Source organism: Rhodococcus sp. OS5, from assembly GCF_056837585.1.
In genome coordinates, this window is record NZ_JBWWRK010000002.1 from 1 (window position 1) to 25,924 (window position 25,924).

At 61.0% G+C, this 25,924-nt stretch carries 25 protein-coding genes and 7 pseudogenes; 12 read left to right on the plus strand and 20 right to left on the minus strand.

The genetic code is table 11. The features are described from left to right. Positions 1-2: 2 nt before the first annotated feature. From ACVZUB_RS29945 to ACVZUB_RS29955, 3 genes and pseudogenes are all read left to right on the plus strand, one after another. Positions 3-119, plus strand: a pseudogene (locus tag ACVZUB_RS29945) (IS6 family transposase); the annotation flags it as partial. Positions 120-366: 247 nt separating this feature from the next. Continuing rightward, positions 367-576, plus strand: a complete 210-nt coding sequence (locus ACVZUB_RS29950) for a hypothetical protein (protein ID WP_482628972.1) — start codon at positions 367-369, stop codon at positions 574-576. 88 nt (positions 577-664) lie between these two features. Further along, positions 665-907, plus strand: coding sequence for a hypothetical protein (locus ACVZUB_RS29955; RefSeq protein WP_482628738.1), 243 nt, complete (start codon positions 665-667; stop codon positions 905-907). Positions 908-1,157: 250 nt separating this feature from the next. On the opposite strand, the gene ACVZUB_RS29960 is transcribed toward ACVZUB_RS29955, so the two are convergent. From ACVZUB_RS29960 to ACVZUB_RS29980, 5 genes are all read right to left on the minus strand, one after another. Continuing rightward, positions 1,158-2,000, minus strand: a complete 843-nt coding sequence (locus tag ACVZUB_RS29960; protein WP_482628739.1) for an SDR family oxidoreductase — start codon at positions 1,998-2,000, stop codon at positions 1,158-1,160. 532 nt (positions 2,001-2,532) lie between these two features. Next, a complete protein-coding gene (locus ACVZUB_RS29965; protein ID WP_482628740.1) occupies positions 2,533-3,456 on the minus strand; it encodes an IS3 family transposase in 924 nt (307 codons plus the stop codon). Beyond that, positions 3,390-3,701, minus strand: coding sequence for a transposase (locus ACVZUB_RS29970; protein ID WP_482628741.1), 312 nt, complete (start codon positions 3,699-3,701; stop codon positions 3,390-3,392). Before ACVZUB_RS29970 ends, ACVZUB_RS29965 begins: the two co-directional genes overlap by 67 nt. 179 nt (positions 3,702-3,880) lie before the next feature. Next, positions 3,881-4,243, minus strand: a complete 363-nt coding sequence (locus tag ACVZUB_RS29975) for a cupin domain-containing protein (RefSeq protein WP_482628742.1) — start codon at positions 4,241-4,243, stop codon at positions 3,881-3,883. Positions 4,244-4,335: 92 nt separating this feature from the next. After that, positions 4,336-6,078 carry a hypothetical protein gene (locus tag ACVZUB_RS29980; RefSeq protein WP_482628743.1) on the minus strand — a complete coding sequence of 581 codons (1,743 nt, stop codon included), beginning with the start codon at positions 6,076-6,078 and terminating at the stop codon, positions 4,336-4,338. Between the two features lie 501 nt (positions 6,079-6,579). On the opposite strand from ACVZUB_RS29980, the pseudogene ACVZUB_RS29985 reads away from it, so the two are divergent. Together ACVZUB_RS29985 and ACVZUB_RS29990 are read left to right on the plus strand one after the other, a co-directional pair. Further along, a pseudogene (locus tag ACVZUB_RS29985) lies at positions 6,580-7,431 on the plus strand (IS3 family transposase); the annotation flags it as partial. Between the two features lie 33 nt (positions 7,432-7,464). Then, a pseudogene (locus ACVZUB_RS29990) lies at positions 7,465-7,662 on the plus strand (IS6 family transposase); the annotation flags it as partial. Between the two features lie 197 nt (positions 7,663-7,859). Here ACVZUB_RS29990 and ACVZUB_RS29995 read toward each other — a convergent pair. Then, the gene (locus ACVZUB_RS29995; RefSeq protein ID WP_482628744.1) at positions 7,860-8,441 is read right to left on the minus strand and encodes a helix-turn-helix domain-containing protein; all 582 of its coding nucleotides are present in this window, start codon (positions 8,439-8,441) and stop codon (positions 7,860-7,862) included. Between the two features lie 149 nt (positions 8,442-8,590). Between ACVZUB_RS29995 and ACVZUB_RS30000 the strand changes: the two genes are divergently transcribed. Both ACVZUB_RS30000 and ACVZUB_RS30005 read left to right on the plus strand, forming a co-directional pair. Then, on the plus strand, positions 8,591-9,403 hold the full coding sequence (locus ACVZUB_RS30000) for an IclR family transcriptional regulator (protein ID WP_482628745.1): 813 nt from the start codon (positions 8,591-8,593) through the stop codon (positions 9,401-9,403). Positions 9,404-9,438: 35 nt separating this feature from the next. Further along, positions 9,439-9,846 (plus strand): hypothetical protein, encoded by a 408-nt coding sequence (locus ACVZUB_RS30005; RefSeq protein ID WP_482628746.1) that lies wholly within the window; start codon positions 9,439-9,441, stop codon positions 9,844-9,846. A gap of 59 nt (positions 9,847-9,905) precedes the next feature. On the opposite strand, the gene ACVZUB_RS30010 is transcribed toward ACVZUB_RS30005, so the two are convergent. From ACVZUB_RS30010 to ACVZUB_RS30040, 7 genes are read right to left on the minus strand one after another with little or no spacing between them, the layout of a single operon-like run. Further along, the gene (locus tag ACVZUB_RS30010) at positions 9,906-11,492 is read right to left on the minus strand and encodes an acyl-CoA synthetase (RefSeq protein ID WP_482628747.1); all 1,587 of its coding nucleotides are present in this window, start codon (positions 11,490-11,492) and stop codon (positions 9,906-9,908) included. Positions 11,493-11,508: 16 nt separating this feature from the next. Next, the gene (locus ACVZUB_RS30015; RefSeq protein ID WP_482628748.1) at positions 11,509-12,342 is read right to left on the minus strand and encodes an SDR family NAD(P)-dependent oxidoreductase; all 834 of its coding nucleotides are present in this window, start codon (positions 12,340-12,342) and stop codon (positions 11,509-11,511) included. Further along, positions 12,339-13,226 carry an alpha/beta fold hydrolase gene (locus ACVZUB_RS30020; protein WP_482628749.1) on the minus strand — a complete coding sequence of 296 codons (888 nt, stop codon included), beginning with the start codon at positions 13,224-13,226 and terminating at the stop codon, positions 12,339-12,341. Before ACVZUB_RS30020 ends, ACVZUB_RS30015 begins: the two co-directional genes overlap by 4 nt. Before the next feature lie 32 nt (positions 13,227-13,258). Further along, positions 13,259-13,840, minus strand: coding sequence for a 3-phenylpropionate/cinnamic acid dioxygenase subunit beta (locus tag ACVZUB_RS30025; RefSeq protein ID WP_482628750.1), 582 nt, complete (start codon positions 13,838-13,840; stop codon positions 13,259-13,261). Positions 13,841-13,887: 47 nt separating this feature from the next. Continuing rightward, positions 13,888-15,111, minus strand: coding sequence for an NAD(P)/FAD-dependent oxidoreductase (locus ACVZUB_RS30030; protein ID WP_482628941.1), 1,224 nt, complete (start codon positions 15,109-15,111; stop codon positions 13,888-13,890). Beyond that, complete coding sequence (locus ACVZUB_RS30035; protein ID WP_482628751.1) at positions 15,111-15,446, minus strand: non-heme iron oxygenase ferredoxin subunit; 336 nt, start codon at positions 15,444-15,446, stop codon at positions 15,111-15,113. Before ACVZUB_RS30035 ends, ACVZUB_RS30030 begins: the two co-directional genes overlap by 1 nt. Further along, positions 15,443-16,615 carry an aromatic ring-hydroxylating dioxygenase subunit alpha gene (locus tag ACVZUB_RS30040; protein ID WP_482628942.1) on the minus strand — a complete coding sequence of 391 codons (1,173 nt, stop codon included), beginning with the start codon at positions 16,613-16,615 and terminating at the stop codon, positions 15,443-15,445. Before ACVZUB_RS30040 ends, ACVZUB_RS30035 begins: the two co-directional genes overlap by 4 nt. A 351-nt stretch (positions 16,616-16,966) precedes the next feature. On the opposite strand from ACVZUB_RS30040, the gene ACVZUB_RS30045 reads away from it, so the two are divergent. Next, complete coding sequence (locus ACVZUB_RS30045) at positions 16,967-17,950, plus strand: zinc-binding dehydrogenase (RefSeq protein WP_482628752.1); 984 nt, start codon at positions 16,967-16,969, stop codon at positions 17,948-17,950. A gap of 11 nt (positions 17,951-17,961) precedes the next feature. Next, positions 17,962-18,900 carry a 3-carboxyethylcatechol 2,3-dioxygenase gene (locus ACVZUB_RS30050; RefSeq protein WP_482628753.1) on the plus strand — a complete coding sequence of 313 codons (939 nt, stop codon included), beginning with the start codon at positions 17,962-17,964 and terminating at the stop codon, positions 18,898-18,900. Between the two features lie 8 nt (positions 18,901-18,908). Here ACVZUB_RS30050 and ACVZUB_RS30055 read toward each other — a convergent pair. Continuing rightward, positions 18,909-19,020, minus strand: a pseudogene (locus tag ACVZUB_RS30055) (IS481 family transposase); the annotation flags it as partial. A gap of 347 nt (positions 19,021-19,367) precedes the next feature. Between ACVZUB_RS30055 and ACVZUB_RS30060 the strand changes: the two are divergent. Beyond that, positions 19,368-20,009, plus strand: a pseudogene (locus tag ACVZUB_RS30060) (AraC-like ligand-binding domain-containing protein); the annotation flags it as partial. Between the two features lie 51 nt (positions 20,010-20,060). On the opposite strand, the gene ACVZUB_RS30065 reads toward ACVZUB_RS30060, so the two are convergent. Further along, the gene (locus tag ACVZUB_RS30065) at positions 20,061-20,192 is read right to left on the minus strand and encodes a hypothetical protein (protein ID WP_482628973.1); all 132 of its coding nucleotides are present in this window, start codon (positions 20,190-20,192) and stop codon (positions 20,061-20,063) included. A 12-nt stretch (positions 20,193-20,204) separates the two neighbouring features. Between ACVZUB_RS30065 and ACVZUB_RS30070 the strand changes: the two genes are divergently transcribed. Next, complete coding sequence (locus ACVZUB_RS30070; RefSeq protein ID WP_482628943.1) at positions 20,205-20,465, plus strand: helix-turn-helix transcriptional regulator; 261 nt, start codon at positions 20,205-20,207, stop codon at positions 20,463-20,465. A 56-nt stretch (positions 20,466-20,521) separates the two neighbouring features. Here ACVZUB_RS30070 and ACVZUB_RS30075 read toward each other — a convergent pair whose 3' ends face one another. The 3 genes and pseudogenes from ACVZUB_RS30075 to istA form a co-directional block, all read right to left on the minus strand. After that, on the minus strand, positions 20,522-21,538 hold the full coding sequence (locus tag ACVZUB_RS30075) for a carbon-nitrogen hydrolase family protein (protein WP_482628754.1): 1,017 nt from the start codon (positions 21,536-21,538) through the stop codon (positions 20,522-20,524). 101 nt (positions 21,539-21,639) lie between these two features. Beyond that, positions 21,640-21,828 (minus strand): annotated as a pseudogene (locus ACVZUB_RS30080) (hypothetical protein); the annotation flags it as partial. A gap of 72 nt (positions 21,829-21,900) precedes the next feature. Then, a pseudogene (istA, locus tag ACVZUB_RS30085) lies at positions 21,901-23,058 on the minus strand (IS21 family transposase); the annotation flags it as partial. Between the two features lie 442 nt (positions 23,059-23,500). Between istA and ACVZUB_RS30090 the strand changes: the two are divergent. Next, the gene (locus tag ACVZUB_RS30090) at positions 23,501-24,811 is read left to right on the plus strand and encodes an ISL3 family transposase (protein ID WP_482628944.1); all 1,311 of its coding nucleotides are present in this window, start codon (positions 23,501-23,503) and stop codon (positions 24,809-24,811) included. 323 nt (positions 24,812-25,134) lie between these two features. Here the strand turns inward: ACVZUB_RS30090 and ACVZUB_RS30095 are convergent, their stop codons facing one another. After that, positions 25,135-25,389: an IS3 family transposase gene (locus ACVZUB_RS30095; RefSeq protein ID WP_482628755.1), complete on the minus strand. Its 255-nt coding sequence runs from the start codon at positions 25,387-25,389 to the stop codon at positions 25,135-25,137. Beyond that, positions 25,374-25,901, minus strand: a complete 528-nt coding sequence (locus ACVZUB_RS30100) for an alpha/beta fold hydrolase (protein ID WP_482628945.1) — start codon at positions 25,899-25,901, stop codon at positions 25,374-25,376. The genes ACVZUB_RS30095 and ACVZUB_RS30100 overlap by 16 nt, the downstream gene beginning before the upstream one ends. Positions 25,902-25,924: the final 23 nt, after the last annotated feature.

A 25,924-nucleotide genomic window follows, 5' to 3' on the forward strand; every position in this document is an offset into this window, starting at 1 on the left:
GTGCAGCACAACGGTTCCTGTCGGTATTCAGCGCGATCTCGCCACACTTTCGGCCCGGCCGACACAAGCTCACCGCGAGCGATTACCGTTCCGAAATGACCGACCGATTCGCCGCCTGGTGGTCTCAGCGCACCGCGCTCACGGACACGGATACCGACCTGCTCTCGGCGTTGGCCGAAGCGTTCACTCGCGCTGCCGGTGGAGATTCGCTACGACGAATACGGGCGAAGACCAGCTGCTGCTCGCGGCCACCCTCGTATTGCTCGGTTCCGCGGTGGCGCCAGCCTCGTCTGCAGACGAGGCCGACGTCACGCCACCGCCGACGTCACATCGCCGACGCCGGGCGCAGAACCGTCGCCAGCGCGAATGAGAGTGAAGGAGCGCTACCACTGGGCACTGCAGTTGGCGGGGCCGGTTCTGTCGCACCGCTCGATCGAGCATCGAATAAGGAAGGTGCTCGTGCGAGGTTTCGTCCTGGACACGTGGAGGGTGTTCGAGGATTTTCTGATGACCACCACCGCTGCTGCGATCGCCCGCCACGGGCACACCGTCACGATCGAACCTGACCTGACCTGACCTGGTAGGACAGCGACGACAAACCTGTGGCGGGCATCGACGCCAAGTACAAAACATCCGCCGCCGGCACGAGCGGACCGAACACGACATGTACCAACTGACCGCGTACAGCACAGCACTCGGACTCCGCGAAGGTCATCTGATCTACGCGAAATGCGACGCAACTTCTCATGCGGTCGACATCGTCGGTGCCGACATCACCATCTACTGCCACGCCCTCGACCTGACCGCGCCACCGGACGTGTTGCAGGCCTCGATCGACATGCTCGTCGAGGCTATGAGGACCCGGCACGGCGATGAATTCTCGATGGTCGGAGTCGGAGACTCGTAGTCGTTGCAGTTCGATGACGGCACCGAACGGACCCCGTAGACCGTATCTGGTTCGCGGACCCCTATGTATGGGAGCACACCGTAGCTGCGCTCGATATCGCCCGTATCTCTGCGATTTCGCCGTGTCGAAGGCTGACGGACTGAGAGGGCCACGATCGTGCCGCGAGTCCTGCCATACTCGATCCGATCATTCGGCGTGGGTCCGTAGAGCCGCACCGAATGATCAGGGCTTTATGTGATTCGGTTTCGGATCATGCTTTGATGTCGCGCAGCCACTGCACTACGGTGCGGGGTGTGATCCCGAGGAGCTTTTGGGCCGAACGTTGCTCGTCGATCACTTCGTCGGGCATCGTCCAACGCGCGTGATAGGAATCGATTACGGGACGGCCCGCGTCGGCGCCGAACAGCGGAATGATCTGCCTACCGTAGCTCTCAGGCTCCTGCCCCTCGAAGGTGACAGGGGTATCCAGGTAGTGCGCGAAGCCCTGGGCGAGGCTCTGACCGCGCAGTGCAGGAAGGGCGCCTGCAGTGACGATGCCTGTCACCGAGTGGTCCGTTAGCAGGCGGACCGCGATGTCGGCCATGTCCAGGTGCGAGATCCATGACACCGCGTAGTCGTCCCGTATCGGGTACCGCAGGATCCCTTCCTCACGGGCGGGTCCGAGCGTGACGGGAAGTAGGAGGTTCTCCAGGAAGATCTTTGGTGTGATGACCGCGTACGAAACTCCGGAGGTTTTCAGCGCTTCCTGAAGGGTGCCGTGCGCTGTGAGCGTGCCATCCGGCATCGTGGTGGGGTAGCCGCTGGTGGAGAACACCACCCGTCCAGGTCGGGCTTGGGTGACTGCTTCTGCGATTACCCGGGCGAACGTGGCCTGCTGATCAGGGCTTCCCAGTGGAAGATGCACGAACACGCTTTGCGCGCCGGTGTACGCGGCGACGAGGGATGCTGCTGAGGTGTTGTCGATGGGAATCGCGGGCCCTGACACCTTGGAGATGTCGCGGACGGCGGCGATGGCATCGTGGCCAGCGGACCGAAGAGCAGACAAAACGGGAGAACCTTGAGCGCCCGTGGCGCCGTGCACAATCTGTGTCATAGCACCCATTAGTGCATGCGATGCATCGGTTACGTCAACTGCACCGATGACCACCTGCGGTTAAGCGTACTTACCGCTCGAGGAGTATCAGCGTGGGAGCGACAAGGCTTGTGGTTTACGCGGCGCGTTGGCCTACTGCCTGCTTAGTGGTGGCGTCGTGAAGTTTCCGTTCGATGATTCGGTCTCTGCCTGCGGAGTTGCGTTGGTAGATGATGCGATCGGCGCTGGTGGGATGCGATGAAAGGTTATCCATGAGGTGTCTGGGTTCATGTGACTCGGACTGGCGCAATGAGTTAGATACCTTCAAACCATTGCATTGTTGAGGTCCTTGCGTTTGCCCGATGACGATGGACGGCGACGGTATAGCCGCAGCGCGCGCTGCATACGCCCGCCTCCAGTCACGACTGGTGCCGACGTACACATGAGTGCAGTTTGTACGGGAGCACACGCCGAGTCGCTGACCATTGGTCTCGCCTGGCATGACCCCCGTCAAGTGACCCGCATGATGTGTGCCCCCAATAGTGCACCAGTGTCATGAGAGCTGAGGGTACGGTTGGATGTCTGCCCAGAGCTTCTCATACTCGATCGGGCTGATGTTGCCGAGATAGCTGTGGCGCCGTTCAGCATTGTGAAAATTGTCGATATGATCGGCCATGGCTGCCGTCAACTCCAGCGTGGTCGACCACTTCTTCGTGTTCAGCAATTCCGTCTGCAACCGCCCCCAGAATGCCTCCATGACAGCATTATCGAAGCAATCGCCGACCGTCCCGAAGGACTCGAGCAACCCCCACCTCCGCAGATTCTCACCAAACCCCCACGACGTGAACTGGGGACCGTGATCGGCATGCAAGATCGTTGCCTCCCAACGGATCCGTTCCTGCGCGGCCATGTTCACCGCATTGTTGACCAGTGCCGTATCAGCAGTCGTGGAAAAGGAACGACCCACGATCATCTTGCTGAAACAGTCCAAAATGGCACAGCAGTAAACCTTCCCGTCACGAGCGGGATGCTCTGTAATATCGGTGAACCACAATTCGTTCGGCCGGCTTGCGGTGAATCCGCGATTGACTCGGTCAGAGAGGGTTTCGACGCCCAGCAGGTTCGGTTTCCGTTTGCCCGGACGAGGTAACCCAGCGATACCGAGTTCGGTCATGATCGCCGACACCAGCTTGTGATTGACGTTCATTTCGTACGTATCGAGGAGTTCGGCCCGGATACGTCGCTTCCCGTAGGTTCCGCGTGATCGTTGATGGATTTTTTCGATCGTGTCGGCCACGATGATGCGCCGTACTCGCTGATTGGAGACCGGTCGGCGGCGGTGCGCATGAAATGTTGATCTACTCAAACCCGTTATGCGACATGCTGATCTACCGGAATGTCCTCGTGTGATCAGTCCTTCGACGATCGCGATCTTCCTTTTGGGGGCACCACCGACTGATCGTCGAACAATGCGCACGCATCGCGAGTCAAGGCGAGTTCGGCTTCGAGTGCAGCGATGCGGGCGCGGGCAGATGCGAGCTCGTCGGACTCGATACTCGGTACACCGCCGCGCACTCCCGCATCGATCAGGGCTTGGTCTTTCCACCGGAACAACGCCGCCGGCGATATGCCGGTTTCCGCAGCAATATCGGCGACTGCGTCACCGCTTCGAAGACGGTGCGAGATCTGTCGACGGACTGAGTTGGGATACGACTTGGGCACTGTGACCTCCTGTGGATCACTCTGCCTCATCTCTCGTATAGATGGTTCACTTTGAGGGGCACGGATCATGCGGGCCACTTGACGGGGGTCATGCCACTACATCTTGCGGTCACTGATCCACTCGGGTCAGCTCCGGGAATCAATCAATGCACTCTAAAACTGGATGAGCCATGAATATTTCAGTTGCTGAGTTTGTTCTCGACTATCAGCAAGGTACACGGTTTCGATCCGATGTTCGTAACCCTGTGGGCCGTATTGCATGGATTGAATCCGACACTGCCCGCCGTTCTTGATACTTCCCAGACCTCGCCACTGGGAGACTCGACAGAGAACTCACAATCGGTCACCGCGTAGTTCGTGAGGTTGTTCTTGTGAATATGCCATTGGTCACTCGCCCCAGGTATCCACGTTGCGAGCATTACCCGAAAGGTATGATCCTCGCCGACGATCTTGTAGATGTCAGGGGAGACCTGGTGTGCCATGGAAAGGCTCGCGACGCTAGCATCGTGAGGTCTTTGTGTTCGCTGCGAATCTGATTCCATTAGTTAGATCCCTCGGTGGGATGCCCACAGAAAATTTCTTCTTTCATATTTTCTCATCCATTCTTTGGTTCGGCAATTCATCATTCTGACCATCAAAGTTGTGGCATTGCGCAACAGGCTGTGACGGCTTGAAGTCTGCAGAAACATGATGAACCGACCTCTATATCAGCGTTTGCGACAGCGATCGCCTTCTGCAGTTCAATCGCTTTAGCTTCCTCGACCCGATCCAGACGGGTAAGACATTCATAGAGGCCGTGCAGGCTCCACATGTTGTTCACTCTTGCTCTTCTGCGAGGTAACACGTCAGGCGCCAGGCCGAGGTCCGCGCGGTAGACCTCGGCGGCTTCGGCGACATGGCCCTGCTCTAGTAGTAGGGCTCCGTAGGCATGACGCACCGGTTGAATCAATGCTGGTGGATCTGCATATGGAAGGCTATCCTCAAGTGCGATCGCCCTTCTGAATTCGGACCATGCTGTCGCGTAGTTCTCCAAACGGTACTCGAGTTCAGCATTAAGCATTGCATCAGCTACTTCCAAGGCTTGCACATGGCGAACGGGCAGGCTAGCGAGGCGAGACGCCGGTACTTTCTGCTTCGCAATCCGAAATTCTTGTTGGGCGCTTGCAGCGTCATCGGTGCGACCCAGCGCAGCCAGAGCGATTCCCTTTGCATAGAGAATTGTAGCCACCGTGCAAGAATAGAGTTCGCGATCCTCTGGAATGTCTAGTTCGAGGATTTCTTCCCATCGGCCAAATCGAATGAGAACGTGCGGTCGCAGTGCGATGTAACTCTCAGCCCAATCCGCCATGTTCGGCACCGAAATGCGGAGGACTTCCTCTGGAAGAGCCGCCTCTAAACGCTCAACAGCCTCCATGGCATCTGCTGAACGGCCGAGCATCATCGCCCCGTACGCCATCGTATGCAAGTTGTGCGCCCGGTACCCGTGGTACATCGGGGAGCGCGCGGCGTCGGTGTCTGCGAAGTATCGATCATCAACGTCAGCAGCTTGTCGGTTCGAATCAATTACGCGGCGCCAATCGCCACAGGCATGATCGATATGGGTCGCCATATGCACTGTGTGTGAGGCGTCCGGGGCCATGCCCCTTAATCGATCCGCAGACGGTTGCGCCAGTTCAGGAAAGGGCGACATCTCCATCAGATGCACATACAGGTGCGGTAGCGCCGGATTCTTCAGTCCCTGGGGTGTTTTCATCACGTTCTCAAGAATCTGCCGTGCCTCGATTGCGCCGTAGCCGATTACCTCTCCTGTCTCAACATTCCATAGTGCACGAGGTGAAACACACATCAGGGCATCGACGTACAACGTAGCCACATCAATGTCCTGATCACCGTGTCGTTCATAGACGGTCCGCATTGCTTCGGCGTATGCCATGTTCAGGCTCGCGAAGTTAACTGTTTCTAGGTTGTCCGTGGGTCGCGGGAATCGCTCACGGATGGCATTGATTAAGTCAAGTTCACACTTTGAAGTTTTGTGCGCTAGGTGATCGACTGTCTCGAAAACGGAATGTACTTCGCGGATTACTCGTCTGGCTTGTTCAGCGTCCATCAGTTGCCATGAGGAGTTGTAGTTGGGTCCAGATGCATACACCATTCCCCAGTACGCCATCACGCATTCGGGGTCATGTTGGGTAGCTATCTCGAAGCACCGAACCGCTTCCTCGAAGTTGAAACAGTACGCCCACCTCAAGCCTATATCGAACCAGCGCTGCGCTTCAGGCGACGATGTAACGATCTGGCGGCGGTAGTCTCCCAGGTCGTAGGCCAGTCCCGAAGTGTCATCTGGGACGGACGCGACGGTTGCCGCATGTTCGTTCACTGTTTCTCCTGTCTCGTGAATGAGCGCATTTGTCTGGATCGTCGTTCGCCTCGTGGCCAAAGTGGAAGAAAAGGGCAATTTGTAGCGGTCACTCTGGGACCTACAGCATGACCTAAGGTGAACCACTTTGGAACTGGATCCTTCAATATGGCCATATATCAAAACAGCATCGCATGGTGGATTTGGGCAGTGTTTGTTACCCCGTTCCTTCGGCGATCCCCGAGTAGTCCTCAGCACTTGCTCGTCCGCAAACTGTGCAACACCGCATTGTTGATGCCGACTGAAGTGGACGGGCTGGCCCATTGCGGCAGGATGGGAATTGCGAAACAGACCATAAAGCGCAAGAAGTCAACAATTCTGTTATTGGAACCGCGCGGGGTCTGATGCCGCTTCTTTCTTGCCAAGGATTCAGATCATGCCCAAGCGTTACCCGCTCGAGGCTCATGCCCCGGTTGATAGCCTGCGTCGCGAGTGTGTACCGCAGCTGATGAAGGTGGACGTGAGCTGGCCGAGGACGGCATTCCCGTCACGGTGACGTGCCGGGTGCTCGAGATCGCTCGCCAGCCCTACTATCGGTGGCTGGCTGACCCGGTGACCGATGCCGACCTCGCGGAGGCCTACCGGGCGAACGCTCTGTTCAGGGCCCATAAGGACGACCCGGAGTTCGGCTACCGGTTCCTGTTCTACGAGGCTCGCGACGCTGGCCAGGTGATGTCCGAGCGCACTGCGTGGCGGATCTGCTCAAGCAACGGCTGGTGGAGTGTGTTCGGCAAGAAACGCGGAAAAGCCAAGCGCCCGGGGCCTGCGGTCCACGACGACCACGTCCAACGCAGCTTCACCGCCGATGCTGCGAATCAGCTTTGGCTGGGCGACATCACAGAGCATTGGACGAGCGAAGGCAAGCTCTACATGTGCGCGTTCAAAGACGTATTCTCCAACCGGATCGTTGGCTACTCCATCAGCGATCGGATGAAGTCCCGGCTCGCGGTCGATGCGCTCGACAACGCCGTCGCCCGCCGAAATGACGTCGCCGGCTGCGTGGTCCACACCGACAGAGGATCGCAATTTCAATCAAAAAAATTCGTCCACGCTCTGGGCCGCCATCACATGGTCGGCTCGATGGGCCGCGTCGCTGCGGCAGGCGACAACGCCGCCATGGAGAGCTTCTTCTCTCTACTTCAAAAGAACGTCCTGGACCGCCGCCCCTGGCGCACCCGCGACGATCTCAGGATCGCGATCGTCACTTGGATCGAAAGGACCTACCACCGCCGACGCCGCCAAGTCGGACTCGGCCGATTGACCCCCATAGAATGCGAGACCATCATGACCACACCAGCCACTCAGGCTGCGTGACTCAACCTGTCACCTGATCGTGCAGCAGACCCAGCTGAGAACTCGCATCAACTCACCAGGCAGCGAGAACGGGCTATGAAACGGTTCACATCGCCTGGGCATGCGCAACGATTCCTGTCCACCTTCTCGGGCATCTCACCGCATTTCCGGCCCAAACGGCATAGACTCTCGGCGCCCGAATGGCGTACCGAGATGGCCGGCCGCTTCACTGTCTGGCAAGAAGTCACCTAGACCGACGCCGCCGCCTGAAAGTGAACGGCAGGGCGGTGTCCTGTAACAGACTGTCCCAAACTAGCTGCGCTGCTGAACTTTTCGATTAACGTGACAGTGCCAACGGGAAAGCTTTGAAGATCTCGCCGCGAACGTCTGATATTTCAGGTCGAGCTATCTCTGTCTTGCCGGGGTTGTACCCAGCCGCACAGTTCGCTTTACCGAATGGTGTTTGGGTCGAATTGGCGCAATTGAGGGCGGGTCGTCACGATGTGCGCGGTGACTTTGTCACACAAACATTCGTAGACGTAGGGTACGTCACCGGGAAAACGCACGAAGTCACCCACACCGAGGATCACCGGATCGGTGACTGGGCCGATTCGCAACCGGCCCGTGATGATGTACACGTGATGGAGGGTACCTGGCGGCTCGCCAGCGCCAGGCCCTGAGAACGCGACCCCCTTGGTGAGCCGCAATAGATTACTCCGAACGTAACCAGATCCGTAGACTTCGTCGAAAAGCCGTTCTGCCCGGCCCTCCGCTGTGGTCCACACATCCTCGTCGCGACGCTGGACGAAGACAGGCGACCCCCACTCGGTGAGTAGGCGCCTCGCCGGCATACCAAGTGCCGCGCCCAGCAGCGCGAGCGTTTCTACGGTGGGGTTGCCCACACCTTGCTCCATCTTCGATAGTGTCTGCTTTGAGAGGCCGGCGCGGCGGGCGAGTTCGGCGAGCGTCAGGCCACGCTCTTGCCGATAGCGACGCACATTCCGAGCCACGAGTTGATTGCTGTCGGACATCCTCACCGTCACTTATAAGTTGCTGTTGTCCATCTTGACGGACAAGGTCCGCTTCCGCAATTCTTATTGTCACGTAAAAGGTTCACTTAGTCCACTAAAATAGTCGTTCATTGCGCGATTATGTGGACACGATCCAGCAAGGTGTCGAAATGACGATGAGCGCTGCAGCAGGGCGTGACAATCGGGCCGCCATCGACAAAGCCGTCAGCCTCCTGACATGCTTCGGCGAAGAGGGTCCCACCGGTGTGGGGGTCAGCGAACTCGCACGTCGCGCAGAATTAAGCAAATCGACAGCCCACCGAGTGCTGGCCATGCTGGAACGTAACCAGATGATAGAACGAGTGGGCACCAATTATCGGCTCAGCACCCGGCTACACGAACTCGGTCGGACAGTATACGCCCCTGGCCAGGAGGAACTGCGGGATCTGCTGATTCCGTTTCTAGTCGATCTGTACGCTGCGACGCAGAAGACCGTCCATCTGGCCGGCCTGTACGGTACAGATGTGGTGTACCTGGCCAAGCTGTATGGACACCGTCAACTCTCCACTCCTGCGCGTATCGGGCACCGCATTCCTGCGCACTGCACCGCAGTCGGCAAGGCGATGCTCGCGCACGACCCAGATGCGACCGACGCAGCAATGGCCCGAGCACTGCGCCGGTACACCAACGACACCATCACTGAACCGATAGCCCTAGCTACCGAACTCGCAACGATCAGGCGAATAGGAATAGCAGTGGAAAACGGCGAGGTCCACCGTGGACTCAGTTGCGTGGCCGTCCCCATCATCGACTCGTCGGGACGTCCGGTCGCGGCACTGTCAGTATCCGGGCCCACCGGCCGCCTCGACGTACGGTCTCACGCTGCAACGCTACGCCGGGTAGCCAGTGATGCAGCGCAGGTCCTGCCAGGTGGACACAGGCGGCTGAGACCCGCACTCCACTTCCACGCTGTCGCCGGCTGATTCCGTCGTCATGTGTTGTCTCAGGTTCCTGGCACGTGGTCAAGATCCAAGTCAACCGCAGTGACCCATTCCGGCTCCTCCACAAGCAGACTCAACTCGGCGTCTGCGATGTCGACATCGACGACGTAGCGGAATCCGGCCGTCTCCGCGGCCGCGATCTCGGCAAGAGCACTCATGGTTCCGTGGCCGGATCCACTGTGGTCAACCACAAACACAACTTTGCGGCACTGGGGATCCGCCTCCCTCACCACGGGAACCATCGCTTGGAGCACCGCGGTGAGATCCTCGGAGCTGGTCACGTCAGCTACCCGGACTTCGACGTCATGGGTAGCGACAGGATAAGCCAGGCGAATCCGTCCCATTGCGCACCGCGCCAGCTCGATCGTCGCTACGGGTTCACCGTCGCGGTGCAAGCAGATCCTCCCTCCGGTGGCGGACCATGACAGTAACTCCGCTGACCAAGGCTGGGAGAAGCACGGACGCTCGAACGACGCGGTCATTGTTACCCCTCTTTCAGGATCGAGCGGATCGTCACCTTCTCGAGCTTGCCAGAGGCATTGCGGGGCACTCTGTCGATGATCTGCAGACGCTGTGGAAGCTTGTACCGGGCCAGCTGGGGGGCGGCGAAGTCGCGCACATCGTCGAGGGTGATCGCAGTGTCGCTGTCGAGTGAGACGACGGCGACGACGATCTCGCCCCATTTCTCGTCCGGGACACCGACGACAGCTACGTCGTCGATACCGGGCATGGCAACCAGGACGCGTTCGACCTCTGCGGGGTAGACGTTCTCACCACCGCTGATGACCATGTCTTTGAGGCGATCGACGATGAACAAGTAGCCCTCGTCGTCAAGATAGCCGATATCACCGGAGTGGAACCAGCCTTCATGGTCGAACGCAGCTTCCGTCGCGTCCGGATTCTCCCAGTACCCAGGGGTGACATTGGGTCCGCGCACGACGATTTCCCCAATGACGCCCGCGTCGACAGGCGTATTAGAGACCGTATCAACCACTCGAACCTGGGTGTACGGCATGGAGATCCCTGCCGAACCGAGCTTGTCGAGTGTGCGCTCGGCAGGGAGATGTGTGGCAAACGGAGCGGTCTCGGTCAGTCCCCATGCCTGCTGCAGCCTGATCCCGTGTTCTGCGTACTCGCGGATCAAGGACGGCGGTACCGGCGCAGCCGCAACGACTACCGACCGCAATTGTGACAGGTCCGTGTCGAACACTCCCGGGACGCGGCGCAGCGCCGCCAGCATGGCAGGCACCACGAAGGTCGAATTCACCCGGTACTGCACCAGATCCGCGAGGAACTCGGTCGGGTCGAATGTCCGCCGAAGGACCACCGTTCCGCCCCGCACGATGGTCCGGATGACGAAGCTGTTCAGTGCACCGATGTGGAACAGCGGTGCACTCGCGTAGGTGATATCCCCCCGTCGGGCGTCTAGACGGGTGTCGACGTTTACCGAGTTCCACCAGATGTTTCCGTAGGTCAGGACGACTCCCTTGGGTGTACCGGTGGTGCCAGAGGTAAACATCAAGAGGGCTGGGTCATCGAATCGTCCGCCGGCGATCTGGTCGCTCTGCGTCGCCTCTGCGAGCAGCGATGACCACGGTTCCCATCCGTGGGTGGCCTCCCCGATAATCGGCACAGCAGGGTCGTCGTCGACGAGCAGGAACCGTTTGGCTGGCACGCTATCGCGGATGGTGTCGACCACCGCTCTGTGCCCAGGTTCCGCGATCAGGGCGACGGCACCGCTGCGTTCGAGTACTGTCTGCAACTCGGGTCCGGCGAGACGGAAGTTCACCGGCACGAATATCGCGCCGATCCGAAAGGCGGCGAACAGGGCGGTCAGGAAGGCGGGGCTGTTCAGGCCCACGTACGCGACTCGGTCGCCTGACCCGACACCACCTTCAATGAGTACTGCAGTGAGCCGACAGACTTTGTCCTCCAAGTCGGCATAGGTCAGGTCCGCGCCCGGATACCGCAGGGCGACGCCGGCACGATTCCAGGCGGCGTTGCGCTGCAAGGCTGTTGCGGGGTTCACGTCAACAGTGAATCCCGAGTTGGCGGGATGTCCGAATGTCATGTCAGGCCTTTCGCTCTCAGAGATGGTCGCCGCCCGCGTCGGAGCTGAATCCACGCACACCCATACCACCGTCAATCGAGATTGCTTCGCCAGTAATCGGTCCGCTCTGCTGACGTGAGGCGAGGAGAACGTACGGTCCGGTGAAGTCCATCGGGTCGGTGCTCGAGTCGTGCAGCGGAATCGGGGGGGGCGGGCTGTCCGGGCCGCGTCTGGCGAACGACGCCGAGATGGACCGCTCGTTCATTGACAGCGACTCAGGTCCGCGCAGATCAGTGTTCATGCCGCCGCAGGCGACACCGTTGACCCGTACCTTCGGCGCGAGTTCGTACGCGAGTTCGCGCATCAGCCCGAGGCACGCGTGCTTGCTGGCTGTGTACACCGGTCCGCCGCCGTTGACGTAGAACGAGGCGTTGGACAGGGTCATCACGATGCTGCCGCGAGTCTTGACCAATTCCCGCCACGCCGCTTCCGCGGCGAGGAAGTAGCCTTTGACGTTAACTGCGAACACCTCGTCAAAGGTCGCGGCGATCTCCGACCCGGACAGCCTGGTGAGCTGGCGCTGGTAGTCCCACACCCCGGCGTTTGCGACGAGTGTGTCGAGTTTGCCGAAGCGAACGACGCTCTCTGCGACCGCGGCATGCAGCTGATCCGAGTCGCGGACGTCCGCCACGACAGCGTGCATACGTGTCGGGTCCTCCGATTCGGTGACGACCTTCTCAAGTTGCTCGAGGCTTCGACCGAGGATAGTGACGGACGCTCCCTCCGCGAGGTAGCGGTGGGCCACCGCGCGGCCGATCCCGGTTCCACCGCCGGTGATCAACGCAGAGTAACCATCCAGCCAGCCGCTCATCTAAGATCTCCCAAGAAGTTCGTTACCAGACGCTCGAACTCTGCGGCGCGTTCGAGCTGGACCCAGTGCCCGCACTTGCCGAATACGTGCATTTGGACGTTCGGGATCTGTTTGAGCATGATCTGGGCGCCCTCGAGAGTGATGGTGCGGTCGTCGCGGCCCCACAGCAACAGCGTCGGGGCCTTGATCTTGTTTAGGTCCTTCCACAGGGCGTCCATGCCGTGTCGCTGGGCGAAGGCGGCGTTGTAGAGGTGGTAGAACGCGATGTGGCTCTCGTCGAGGGAGGCCTCGTACCGTGCCCGAACGACGTCCTCACCGAATTGCTTGTGGTCGAAGACCATCGTCCGGATGAACGCAGCCATCTTCTTCTCGCTCGGTCCGCCACCGTTGAAGTACTTGAACATCTCCTTCTGTCCCTCGGTGGGGGTTGGGCCAGAGGGCAACCAGCCACCGCCGGGCGCCATCAGCACGAGGCCGGTGACGCGGTCGCGCTGAGTCTGAGCCATGGCGATGGCGGCAGCGCCACCGAGGCTGTTGCCGAGCAGGTGGAACGACTCGATCCCAAGGGCGTCGAGGGATTGGAAGAGGGCATCGACAGTGACCTGGGTGATGGACCGCTCGTCGAGGTCGGCCTTGGTGGGCCGATAGCTGTTACCGAATCCGGGTTGGTCAGGTAGCAGGATCCGGAAACGCTTCGACAGCGCGGCCAGGTTCTGGTGGTAGTTACTCATACCGGAGGCACCAGGGCCTCCTCCGTGAAGCATCACGAGGACGGGTCCGTCGCCTGATACCTCGGATACGGCGATCTCTCCGAGAGTGGTCTGCACCTTGTGGTGGAGAAGTTCGATGTCGGTGGTGGTCGCGGAAGTCACTGGAAATCCCATCGGTGTGGATCGAGCCGGTCCGGCTCTCGGTATCAGAAGAAAGTGGAGATGTTCTTCGCCTGCAGGATGTTCTGGTCGAGCAGGATGGTTCGTCGCGCGACTTTCAGTCCCGTGTCGGTGCGGCGCAGCACGTCGGTGCGACCGCCAGCAAAGATGTTCTCTTCGCGCTCGAGCCGGTTGCGGTACATGAGGAATGCCGACCGAACAACTAGATCATCGGCGGTGAACTCGGCGTGTTCAGTAGGGGTGACGTGCCGGGCAACGACATTGGTGACGAGATGACGCGTCCGTGACGGTGGGTCCTCCGCCCATGCCATTCCGGAGTCGAAGCGGCGGATGCGCCAGGCGAGACTGTCCTTGGTCTCGTCGTAGAACGCGGCCTCGCCGCGCGCCGCTATCGACAAGGCCTGCTGGCGACGTAGCCGGTTGGTGCGGGTGGGCATCCAGTAGTCGAGGTCATCGGCCAGCAGGTCTAGCCAGTCGGTAAACCGTCCGTCGTCGAGGAGTTCGGCCTCCTCGTAGTAGAACTGTTCGACCTCGAAATGGGTGTCGCGGTCCGCACGGCGACCGGCTAGTGGCTCGGTGGGCGGTGTTGATTCGGTGGTGGTACTCACGGTGTTCGATTCCTTCTACTGGGCACTGCTGCCGATAGTCGGTCAGCTCAGCCGCGCAACAACTTTCGGAGGTCGGTGGCGGTGTCGGCGAGACTTTGCGGGGCGATCACGAGGCCGCGGTCAATCATCCGTCGTGCCGCGCGGACGGCGTTCGAGTCGTCGACGGCGACGGCCCCCACGACAACGCCCTCGCGCAGTCCGAACACAGAGAAGGCGTCCGCACCGAGTTCGCCCCGGAGGACGGTGGTGTCGGCGTCGGCGATGTAGCCAACACCCTCCACATGGCGGTGGTGACGGTCGGTCCAGAACCAGGGAGCCATCGAGTCCGGCGCGGCGGCGGCGAGGATTGTCGCCGCCGCCCGGCTACCGTCGCGTTTGGCTGCATCCCAGTGCTCGGCGCGCGACGCGAGGACGCCGTCTCGGCGGATCCGGGTGGGATCACCGACGGCAAGCACAGCAGAGTTCGAGGTCACCTGCCGCGGGTCGACCACGATGCCACGGTTGACCTCAAGGCCGGCCGCCTGTGCGAGAAGAGTCTCCGGCATCATGCCGACGCCGAGAAGCACCACGTCGAAGGAGCGAGGTTCGGTCTCGCCAGTCAGGACGGCGTCGACGCCCGAACCTGTGTCGGCGAAGGACTCGATTCCAGCGGTAAGTGTAGTGATGCCGCGGCCGGCGTGCAGGCCATGGAGCCACTCCGCGACCTCGTGGCCGACCGCAGCAGCGATCGGCACGGCAACTGGGTCGACGAGGGTCACGTCGCATCCGAGATCCACGGCTGTGGATGCCACCTCGGAACCGATAAGGCCCGCCCCGACGACCAGAACACGCGCGTCCGGTACCAGGGCAGCACCGAGCCGGTCGGCGTCCTCACTGGTGCGCAGCACGAACACTCGGGGGCTGTCGACGCCTCGGATCGGGGGACGGGCGGCCTGCCCGCCGGTGGCGAGGACGACCCGATCTGCATTCAGCAGTGTGCCGTCGGCCAGCTCGACCCCTCCCTCGGATGGACGTAACGCTACGACCGCAGTATTGGTGCGTAAATCGATCGTGTTGTCGTCGTACCACTGCGCCGGTTGCAGGGAGATCTGCTTCAGATCCTTCACACCGGCCAGGAAGTCCTTGGACAGCGGGGGCCGATCGTACGGGAAGTCGCCCGCGTCCACGAGGGTCAGCTCACCGACGTAGCCTCCGGCACGGAGAGCGCCGACGGTACTGACGCCGGCGATACCACCCCCGACGACCACAATCCGGGTGACGCCGGTCGACATCATGGGGCCTCGTTCGGGAACAGGAAAATCTCGCCGTCCCGCACCTCGACCCGGTGCGGGCACGCGTCCTTGGTGGCCGGAAGCCCGTCCACCGCCCCGGTCTTGAGGCAGAACTTGCTCGAGTGCAGGGGGCACTCGACGTGCCCGTCCTCGACCCACCCCTCGGCGAGGGAGGCGTCGGCGTGGGTGCAGGTGTCGTCGAGCGCCCATACGCTGCCGTCGTCGTCTCGGAGTAACGCGATATGGTCGGCGGTCCCGGTGACGGACTTGTCGATGGCGACGCCCTCGCCCTCGGGGATGTCGTCGAGCGTTGCGACGCGGATTCCCATGGTCATCGTGCCTCCTCGTGCCAGGCGGGGGTATTCATCAGGTCGCGCCAGCGGGCGTAAAATGCGCGACCGGCGGCGTCGCTGTAGAGCTCGCTGGTCATGCCGGGGTGCCGACCGTCCTCCCGCTCCGATCCCATGCCCATCTGGTAGTTCAGCGCGACACCGTTGGTGATGAAGCCATGGGAGATGGCCTGCACCTCGCTCCAGTTCTCTCCGTCGTCCTGCTCGAAGATGCCGCTGGGTCCGAACGTACGAAGGTTGTACAGGCGCTGGGCTTCGCGCACCTCTTCCGGCATGGACCTATCGACAATGGTCCAGGCCCAGACCTCCATCTGGTTCGGCCCCTTCGGGTGCCAGATGCGGATGGAGCCGTTGACCGGCAGATAGGAAAAGTTCGGGAACACCGTCGCGTGGCCGGTGGTGAGCGGGCCCTCCACTCGGGCATCACCGAGCCGCTCCCTCAATGCGTCGTAGTCCATCCAATCGTGCACCGTGCGGGCGTCGAAGCGGTTCTTCGGGTGCACCGGGAACCCGGCGCCGTGCCCGTTCGGGTCGACGTACTGCCGGCCGGTGCGGTGCACGATTTCGTCCTTGGGGGTCTTGCCTGTCGGGGACAACACCATCAGAGCCGACGCGTGGCTCATGTTGACGTGGTACCAGTCGGTGGCGAACTGCTCCGCCGACAGTTTCCAGTTCCCCTCGAGAACCCACTTGTGCACGCCGCCCACGACGACCGTGCCCTCTTCGTCGTGGTCGAGCATGGCGTCCATGTACCACGCCATGTCGCCCAACGATTCCCGCAAGGGAACTGGTTCAGGATTCCAGGTTCCGAAGATCAGCCCGCAGTAGGTCTCGATGTGCGGGACCTCAACCAGTCCCCAGTCCTTCGCATCGAACGACTCAGGGTAGCCCTCCTTGTTGGGAACGCTGATCAACTTGCCCTCAAGGTCGTAGGCCCATCCGTGGTAAGTGCAGGTGAAGTTCCGGGTGACACCGAAATCGGCTCGGCACACCCGCGCGCCGCGGTGCCGGCACGAGTTCAAGTACGCGCGGATCTTGCGACTCTTGTCCATGGTGACTATGACGGGGTCCTCACCCATGTAGGTGGTGAAGAAGTCGCCGGGCTTGTGGAACTGGTCGGTGTGGGCGAGGAACAGCCAACTCGGCGCGAAGATGCGTCGCATCTCCTGTCGATAGAGATGCTCGTCGGTGAAGATCACGCGGTCGAGCAGCCCGCCCTCGGCGTCGACGAGGCCAGAGACGTCGATGTTCCGGGTCATCGTCGCCGGACGATGCAGTGCCCCGCGGGGAGCAGCGGTCGCGGCACCGCGAGGCAGTTCGCAGGCACCGCCGCATGCGCTGGCTTCAGTCGCGGGCCGGATGGTGGAAGTCATGTCCACCACACAACCCCGTCCGATCACAGGTTTCCAGGGATCGTTGCCTACAACGGAACAGTTGCCGAGGGCGTTCCGCAGGTCGGCACACGCACTCGATGGTTCGGCACGCCGTGGGTCAGCATCGTGGTCATGCTCGCTGCAATCGCTGTCTCCCAGAGCCCCACCGACCCCCTATCCGGTCTCGTCGTCGCAGACGTCCCGAAGCCCGAACCGAAGCCCGGTTGGTCCGTTGTCCACGTGGTCGCGTCCTCGCTGAACATGCACGACCTGTGGACTCTGCGTGGAGTCGGTCACCCGCCCGAGCGGCTACCGATCATCCTCGGCTGCGATGCGGCTGGTTACGACGAGGACGGCAATCCCGTAATCGTCTATCCGGTAATCGCCGACGCCGACGCCGGTATGGGCGACGAAACCCTCGACCCGAACCGGGCGCTGCTGTCCGAACAACACAACGGCGCCTTCGCCGAGTACATCACCGTCCCCACCCGCAACCTCGTCCCGAAGCCGGACTGGCTTTCTTTCGACGAGGCCGCCTGCCTGCCCGTCGCCTGGACCACCGCCTACCGAATGCTATTCACCCAGGCCAAGATCACCGCCGGAGACCGAGTGTTGGTTCAGGGCGCAGGGGGTGGTGTCGCCTCGGCTGCGATCAAACTGGCCGCCGCGGCCGGTGCAGTCGTCTATGCCACCAGCCGCCGCGAGGACAAGCGCGCCGAAGCCCTCTCCTGGGGTGCACGTGCCGCAGTCGGGACTGGTGAACGGCTACCTGAACGCGTCGACGTCGTCATCGAGACCGTCGGTGAGGCCACCTGGGCGCACTCGATGAAGTGTCTGCGTCCAGGTGGCACCATCGTTGTCGCCGGCGCCACCAGCGGCGCCAACCCACCGGCCGACCTCAATCGGATTTTCTATCAACAGCAGCGCATTCTCGGCTCCACCGGCTGCACCCGCAGTGAACTCGTCGCGATGCTCAAGATGATGGACGCCACCGCCCTGCGCCCAATTATCGACCGCGCTCTGCCGCTGTCCGAAATTCACAAGGGTTTCCAGCTCATGATCGATGAAAACCTGACTGGCAAGCTCGTCATCCACCCGAACCCTGTGCAGCAGTGAGGAATACAGCAATGACCGCAGCACTCGTGGGCCTCTCCCACTCTCCATTGATCGGCAAGAACGACCCAGCACCCGAGGTCTTGGCCCGTGTCGATGCCGCGGTCGAAGATGCCCGCGCATTCGTTCGCGACTTCGATCCCGAACTTGTCGTCTTGTACGCACCGGACCACTACAACGGCTTCTTTTACAAGGAGATGCCCCCGTTCTGCCTCGCTACCGAGGCCCGCGCAATCGGTGACTTCGGCTCCCAAGCCGGTCTGCTCTCCGTCGACGCCCCCGCAGCGAAGGCAATCGCCCAGGCCGTGCTTGACCGCGGCATCGACTTGACCGTCTCCGCCCGGATGGTCGTCGACCACGGCTTCGTGCAACCACTCGAGATACTCTTCGGCGGCATCGACCGCGTCCCGGTGGTGCCGATCTTCGTCAACGGTGTCGCCACTCCCCTCGGTCCGTTAAGCCGCATCCGCGCACTCGGCACCGCCGTCGGCGAAGCAGCAGCAACTCTGGACAAACGAGTGCTGTTTCTCGCGTCCGGTGGCCTTTCCCACGACCCGCCCGTCCCCACCCTCGACGGCGCACCGCCCCGGGTTGCGGACGCCCTCATCGAAGGCAACCCGCCCACCCCCGAGCAACGGGCCAAGGGCGAGGAGCGAGTGATCCAGTCAGGACGCGACTACGCCGCCGGGACGGCCACGATGATCCCGATCAACCCCACCTGGGACAACCTTGTACTCAATACCTTCGAAAGCGGCCCCCTCACCGACATCGACAACTGGACCGTCGACTGGATGGGCGCCGAAGGCGGAGGATCGTCTCACGAGGTCCGAACCTGGATCGCGGCCTACGCCTCCCTCGCCGCCACCGGCACATACACGATGAATTCCCGCTTCTACGAACCGATTCCCGAGTGGATCGCTGGATTCTCCGTCACCACCGCAAGCCTAATGTGACAATTAGGTTTGTATGAGGCACGGACGTTAGTTACGCGATGCCGGGCGATAAGCGGCGGGCGGTCTTCCTCCGCGTGCCGAATGCGGACGGTGGTAATTGTAGTGAACATTCCAGACTTCGATGCCCTGTCGGCGCGGGTTCATCCAGTGGCACTACAGACTCACGGAGCCAGTGGTGACGGTGGGCAGTCGCGGTCTGCGCTCGTAATGCTTGCGCCGCCTTCGGCGACTCGCTCACAGCAGATATCTCGACCGTTGCTACAGGAAAGCTGGGAGGGCCATAAGAGGAATCGAGTGAAACCCACATCGACGACACCTAGTTCTGCGCGCGGGTGCAGAAGTTCTTCGGAATAGAGACGCCTGCGAGGCGCCGGTGCACGATCAACGACACATTAGGCGTTCCGGCAGGGGTGATGTTCCGCACGGGGAGGAACACCTACTGCAGATGGGTTGCTACGTGCGACACAATGAAGTTACTACTCCCAGAGGCTCAACGTCGCGTACGGGCGACTTTTGGTTTCCAGCAGCAGCATTCAAGTAATCTGCACCGATTGACTATTCGAATCTATGCACTTGTACGGATTCCTCAATTGAGGTTAGAAGGTGAAAGTTCAGTGACACGAATTACCATTGGGTCAGCCAGTCAATGGTCCGATGCGATCGCCTCGGAGATAGTGCCTCTTGGTGTGCTCGAGACGTCCACATCGTTCACGGCCTCGATTGACCGCCGCGACCTTGCCGCTGACGTTCGAATCACGCGTGTCTCGTCAGGGGCCAATTCCATCGCACGATCGTCACGCCACATCACCTCATCCGACGACGGATTCGCAATCTTTCATCTGAATATCCGTGGGGCGGGGAAGGTCTCGCAGCACGGGCGCGACTGCGAAATACACGGTCTGAGCTCGACACTCTATACCACCGATCTGCCTTCTCGTTTTCTTTTCTCCGCAGATTACGAGTGCCTACTGGTGCAGTTACCCCGAGAGCTTCTTCCCATCAGCGGGACGGAACTTCAAGGTTTTTCAGTACGTCCCATTGTCGGTGAGCCCCTGCTTCGGATCCTTCTGAGCGTCGTTGACGAATCCCATCATGAGCTCCCACACATGGGCTGTACCCATCGGCGTGTCCTGTCTTCGACTGTCCTGGACCTCATCACCTCACTGCTCGTTGCGGACCGCGCTCAAGAAGACAAAATGCCTGATGCTCTTCTTCTTGAAATGCGTCACTGTGTTGAACGCAATCTTGACGATCCCGAGTTCAATCTTTCCGCGCTTGCGAAAAATTTCCATGTCTCCACACGGATGGTGCATAAGATCTTTGCGCAGTCCGGCGAAACTCCAGGACATTCGATCTTGGCGGCCCGATTATCGAAAGCTAAGCAGATTTTGCGTCAAACGAGTTTGCCGATTCAGGCAATAGCTGCGCAGTGTGGATTCAGAGAATATTCAACATTCACGCGCGCATTCAGGCGTGATTCAGGTATGTCTCCGAGTGAATGGCGCGCGGATCAGCGGACGGTTTCCCATTTACACAATCGTCTACACAATAGTGAATCCCTCTGACTTTGCCTTAATCGCATGGATGTCCGCCAGAGGGATTCGTCACCTATGCTATTTGATCAGAATACTGCTTCCACCGAGGCTAAGGTCTCCTCGGCGGTCGGGGCCTCAGTGTCGATGTAGGTTTCGTTCGACTCCCCACACTGATTAACAGCGCGTCGCTTCGTTACATCGATCGTGAAGCTGTAAACGTCGGGGCGACTGTAGTGGCCTGCCGGATCAGTAAGATAGTTTGCCAGTTCGATGATGCCCATCTCAAGATCGGCGTATACGATACCCTCCATTTCCGACGACAGCGGTTCAGTCAGGCGACTGCCGTCCGGCCCGAAGATGCAGGCACCCCCGCCGCCATTGAACTCCGGAAACCGCACGCCGTACCGATTGAACGCGGCCCTGCCGTGATCGGTAAGCGTCTGCGTCGCCATCAGAACAAAGGCACCTGCTTCAAGAGCATAGGTACGGTTGGCGGATTGGATGACGTCCGACGTCATAGTGTTGCCGCCGAAAAGGTCCAACTGCGGCCAGGATGCGATGTGAATCTGCTCCCCTGCACCGATCATCGCCATCTTGTTGAAAGGCTGCAGGTGCTCCCAGCACATCAATGCGCCAACCTTCCCAACTGCAGTATCGACCACCTGGAGATCGCTGCCGTCGCCCTGGCCGAAGAGCGTCCGTTCGCGATGGGTGGGCTTGAGTTTGCGTCGCGCGATTTGGAGCTCTCCGGTGTTGGAGATGAGGGCCTGCGCCATGTAAGTGGAGCGTCCCCCGCGTTCCGAGAAGCCAACTCCGACAATGATGTTGTTGTCTGCGGCAGCCTTGCGCAACCTGCTCATTTCCGGACCGTCAACAGCGATGGAACTCGCGCGGTACTCCGCGACGAACGGCATTTCCTCGTCGATGCTGGTGTACATCAGGAAAGCCGGATAGCCCGGTATCCAGGTTTCAGGGAATGCGATGATCTCAGCGCCCTGTGCCGCTGCCTCTTCGATTAGGGTGACCGTCTTGTCGACAGTAGCCGCTGCATCGAACCAAATTGGCTCTGCCTGAACAGCGGCGGCGCGAACCACATCTTTCATTTTGAGCTCCTCATTACTGGTATTTGTGGTGGTTTCACGATGCTAGAAGCCCTTTAGCTGGGGGTCTGTGCATTTCGTGCACATCTTCAGTGCATTTCCCGCTTGATTCTCAGCACACGCCCAATGGAGCAATCGGCCGCGCCAATCGCTCGGTCAGCGACCTGACGTTGCAACAGCGCGGCGAGGTATTCCTCGTGGGACCAGTTCTCGTCCCGCGCCTGGGCGGCGAGGTCTTCCCAGGTCGCTCCGATGGTCGGGGTTTTCAGTACGCGGGTGAGGTAGGCGATCATCGACGGCAACCCATCGGATGGCCCTGCCGGCTTGGTTGGGGTTGTGGTCTTCGAATTGGTGGAGGTAGCCACTTACGTTCTCGCTTTCGCTGTGGGAGTGGAGAAATCGACCCCGAACAGGGCGTCGTAGTCAGGCAGGGCACGCAAGGCGACTCGGTGCCCGTCGAGATGGTGACGGTCGGCGTCACGGCGGCGTCGCTGGTCGGCGGTGAACTGTTGCCGCAACTGTGCGGCCGCCTGGACGTGTGCCGGATCGGTGACCACGGCATGTTTCGCCCAGGACCGCCGGTGGGACGCGACGACCTGTCCCTCACAGGTGACCACCACCTCGTTCGGTGATGCAGCGACGTCGACGAACCTGCCGATCACTCGCGGGTCGACGGAGTAGTCGACCGCGTCCATCCTGACGTAATAGTCACGGGCCAAACGGATTCGGTGGTGCAGTCCGACCGGCGGGTTCACGGGTGGCAGCGGAAGCATCGCCGAATAGTCTGTGTCGAGCAGATCGATCGGGCGTCCCCCGGTCGAGCGAACCGTCCGAGAGTTCGCACGTTCGAGCCAGTCGCCGAGCTGGTCGTTGAAGTCGTCGGGTGATGCGAACCGGCGGCCAGGCAGAAACGAGGTCTCGAGGTAACCGTTGTGCCGTTCTACCATGCCCTTGTACTCGGGGTCCCGCGGTGGAGCGAGTTTGATCTGCGTGGCCAGCGTTCCCGCGAATGCCACCGCCGCAGTGGTCACCTTTCCGGTACCACCGATCGCCGACTCCCTATCCCACAGCAGTGTTTTGGTCACTCGACCGACCTGTGAGATGGAGGTCCACATGCCCGAGAGGATGTCTCCGCCCTGCCTCGACGGAATCATCGATGCGGTCGTGAACCGCGAGAACGCCAACGTCATCACCAACACAGGCAGGATTCGTTCCTGCCCGGCTGCGACCGGGATTCTCGTCTCCGGGAACCAGAGATCGCATTGGGTGAGTTGACCCGGCTCGTAGGTGATTCGGTCGGCGGGATCGATTCCCTGGTACTCCGGCCGGATCTGTCGCACCCGATCCTTGAGTGTGGTCAGCGAGTGTTCCCAGCCGATCCGTTCGGCGATCACCGTCGCCGGCATCCGCGGATACTCGGACAGCAATTGCCGGATCTATAGCTCGACTCCATCGGCGAGTGAGCCGCGTTCCCGACTCGGCGGGCCCTGCGCACGTAGCGCGGTGCACACGGTGTTCCGGGCGAAACGACGAATTCAGGGCATTGTTTCTCCGAGGATTCGCTCGATTTCTCGTATCGATTCTCCGCGGCGGTGGAGATCCCAGATCAGGTTCGCTTGCTCCACTGTGAATCCCGATGCCTTGCTGCCCATCCACGCCTCCACGGTCACGCATCATCTCACCAGTAGTGATGCGTTGACGTGTTGAGACCAAGCCCGATTCCGCGAGCGCACGCTCACACACACCAGCTTTCCGTACAGTTTTCGACATCTGGTCGGTGCAGGAGAATCCTGCTAGCTTCCACGCCGGACCGGCAAGGATGGGATCCGCGCAGGATATCGGGCTCTTCCGGATCTGGAGTGCATGAGATTGATCTGACTGTGATCGAGTGAGGCACAAGATGTAGAGGGCCCTGTGCTGCGAGGATGAAGGTTCTCTACGCCTTCCTCGACCACCACAGGACCCATATTGCAGACTACCGACCTTGTCGCCGATACCATCTGCCGAACCGTCGAACTCGGTGTCACCATTACCGGCGCCGCCATCGGCGAAAAATTCACTCACATCGACTGTCGGCCTGTCACCGAAGATCCGACGTGCCCGAAGTGCCAGCAACCCGGGCGGCTGCGTGACCACGTCACCCGTGTCCTCACCGACTTGCCGATCGTCGGTCATCCCACCCGCCTGCACCTGCGACTGTCGCGGTTCACCTGCAACGATCCCGGCTGTGACGTGTCGGTGTTTCGCCAGCGCATCGACCGGGTTGCGGCGCCGAAGGCTGCCATCACCCGGCGGACCACCAGGTGGATCCTGCACTGCCTCGCGGTCGACAAGATGTCGGTCTCGGCGGTGGCCAAGGCGTTGGGTGTGGGTTGGGACGTGGTCAATGCCCTGGCCGTCTCCGCTGTGAAGCATCTTGTCCACGAGCAGTCCGGGCATCTCGACGGGGTGCGGATCCTCGGAGTGGACGAGCACAAATGGAAACACGTTCGCGGACAAGGTGACCCGAGTTTCGTCACCGTGATCGTCGACCTCACCCCGGTCATCGACGGCACCGGTCCCGCCCGGTTGCTCGACATGGTCGCAGGTCGTTCCAGTGCCGCGCTGAGCACCTGGCTCGGTGCACGCGATCAGGCATTTCGAGACCGGGTGAAGATCGTCTCGATGGATGGGTTCTCCGGCTACCACTCGGCAGCGAAGGACGTATTGCCGCAGGCACGGACGGTGATGGACCCATTTCATGTCGTGCACTTGGCTGCCGAGAAGCTCACCGTGTGCCGTCAACGCGTCCAACAGGAGACCCTCGGCCACCGCGGTCGGTCCGGTGACCCGCTCTACGGCATCAAGCGAGTTCTGCTGACCCGCAAGAAGTTGCGCACCGACACGCAGAACGAGCGGCTCGCAGCTGCGTTCGCGGACGAGAACCACATCGATGTCGAGGTCACCGAACACATCTACCAGGACCTGGTCGCTGCCTACGCCACCTCGGATAAGCAAGCCGGGAAACTCGCCATGTTCAAGACATTGAAACGCATCAAATCCGGTGTCCCGAAGGAACTTGCAGAGCTGGCTCAGCTCGGTCGCAGCCTCTGGAAACACAGGAAGGAGATCCTGGCCTCTTTCGACACCGGCGCATCCAACGGTCCTGTCGAGGCGATCAACGGACGCCTCGAACACCTCCGCGGTATCGCGTTAGGTTTCCGCAACCTCGACCACTACATCTTGCGGTCACTGATCCACTCCGGCCAACTCAGGGAACGAATCAACGCACTCTAAAACCGGAAGGGCCGGATATCGATTGCAGGGCAGGGAATTTCGGATTCGCTTCCACGATCTCGGCCGCAGCGCGATCAAAGGACCGGCGCCCTCGTATTTCGCCCCCCCAACGACGCCGTTCCCACAAACCCCTTCACCTCATAGCCCTCGGTGAACGTAAATAGAGCCGGGACCGTGAAACCACGATCGGTCAAAACGTCCTCCACCTCCGAACCGTCGACAGAGACAGATTTCCCTTCGTCACTGCCACAGGCGCCCGATCCGAGCGCCACTGCTACCGCAGCGACAATGCCTGAATCGCACCGAGTTCAGCGGAGGCTCGACTATCTGGTTCCAGCCTCAGCGAGGACCGGTACCTCACGGTAGTCGACCGCCGGGTGGTTCGACCAGTAGGCGGCCTCATACTCGACAGGTGGGACGTGGTCGATCTCGCCATGCAAGCGGCGGTGACTGAACCAGTCGATGTACTCCGCGACTGCCAACTCGACATCTCCCACACCCCGCCAACCCCCACGCGGGCGAATCACAGGATTGCGAATGCACTCGGCCTTGAACAACGAGTTCAACGCCTCCGCCATCGCATTGTCATACGAATCACTCTTGGAGCCAACAGAAGCACTCGCTGGCAGGGCGCATCCGCACAGAGCTGACGACCGAGGCCCGATTCAGGCCCATTTCGGCTCAGTCGGCGGAGAGGAAGGCAGTAACCGCGCCGCGAAATGCGTTGGGCGCCGCCCCGAAGGCGGTGGAACGCCCTTTCCGCGGCGGGGAACCACGGCGACGATCGATGGCGCTCGAAGGCTGCCTGCAGGACTGCTTCGTGCAGTGGCCCGAATCGTGCCAGTGTGTTGGCCAGCACGAGGTGGTCGACACGATCGGGATGCGACGCCGCGTAGGAGGCCGCGACGATCCCACCGTACGAGTGGCCGAGCACGTCGCAGCGCTCGACGCCCAGATCTGCCCGCACCGCATCGAGATCGGCGACATAGTCCTCGATCGTGTAACCCCGCCCAGTGGTGGCCGGCGACGAAACGCCTGCACCTCGGGGGTCGAGCAACACCAACGTGGCGTCCTGATCGAGTCCTGCCAGATCTCCGAAATAGGTGTTGTCAA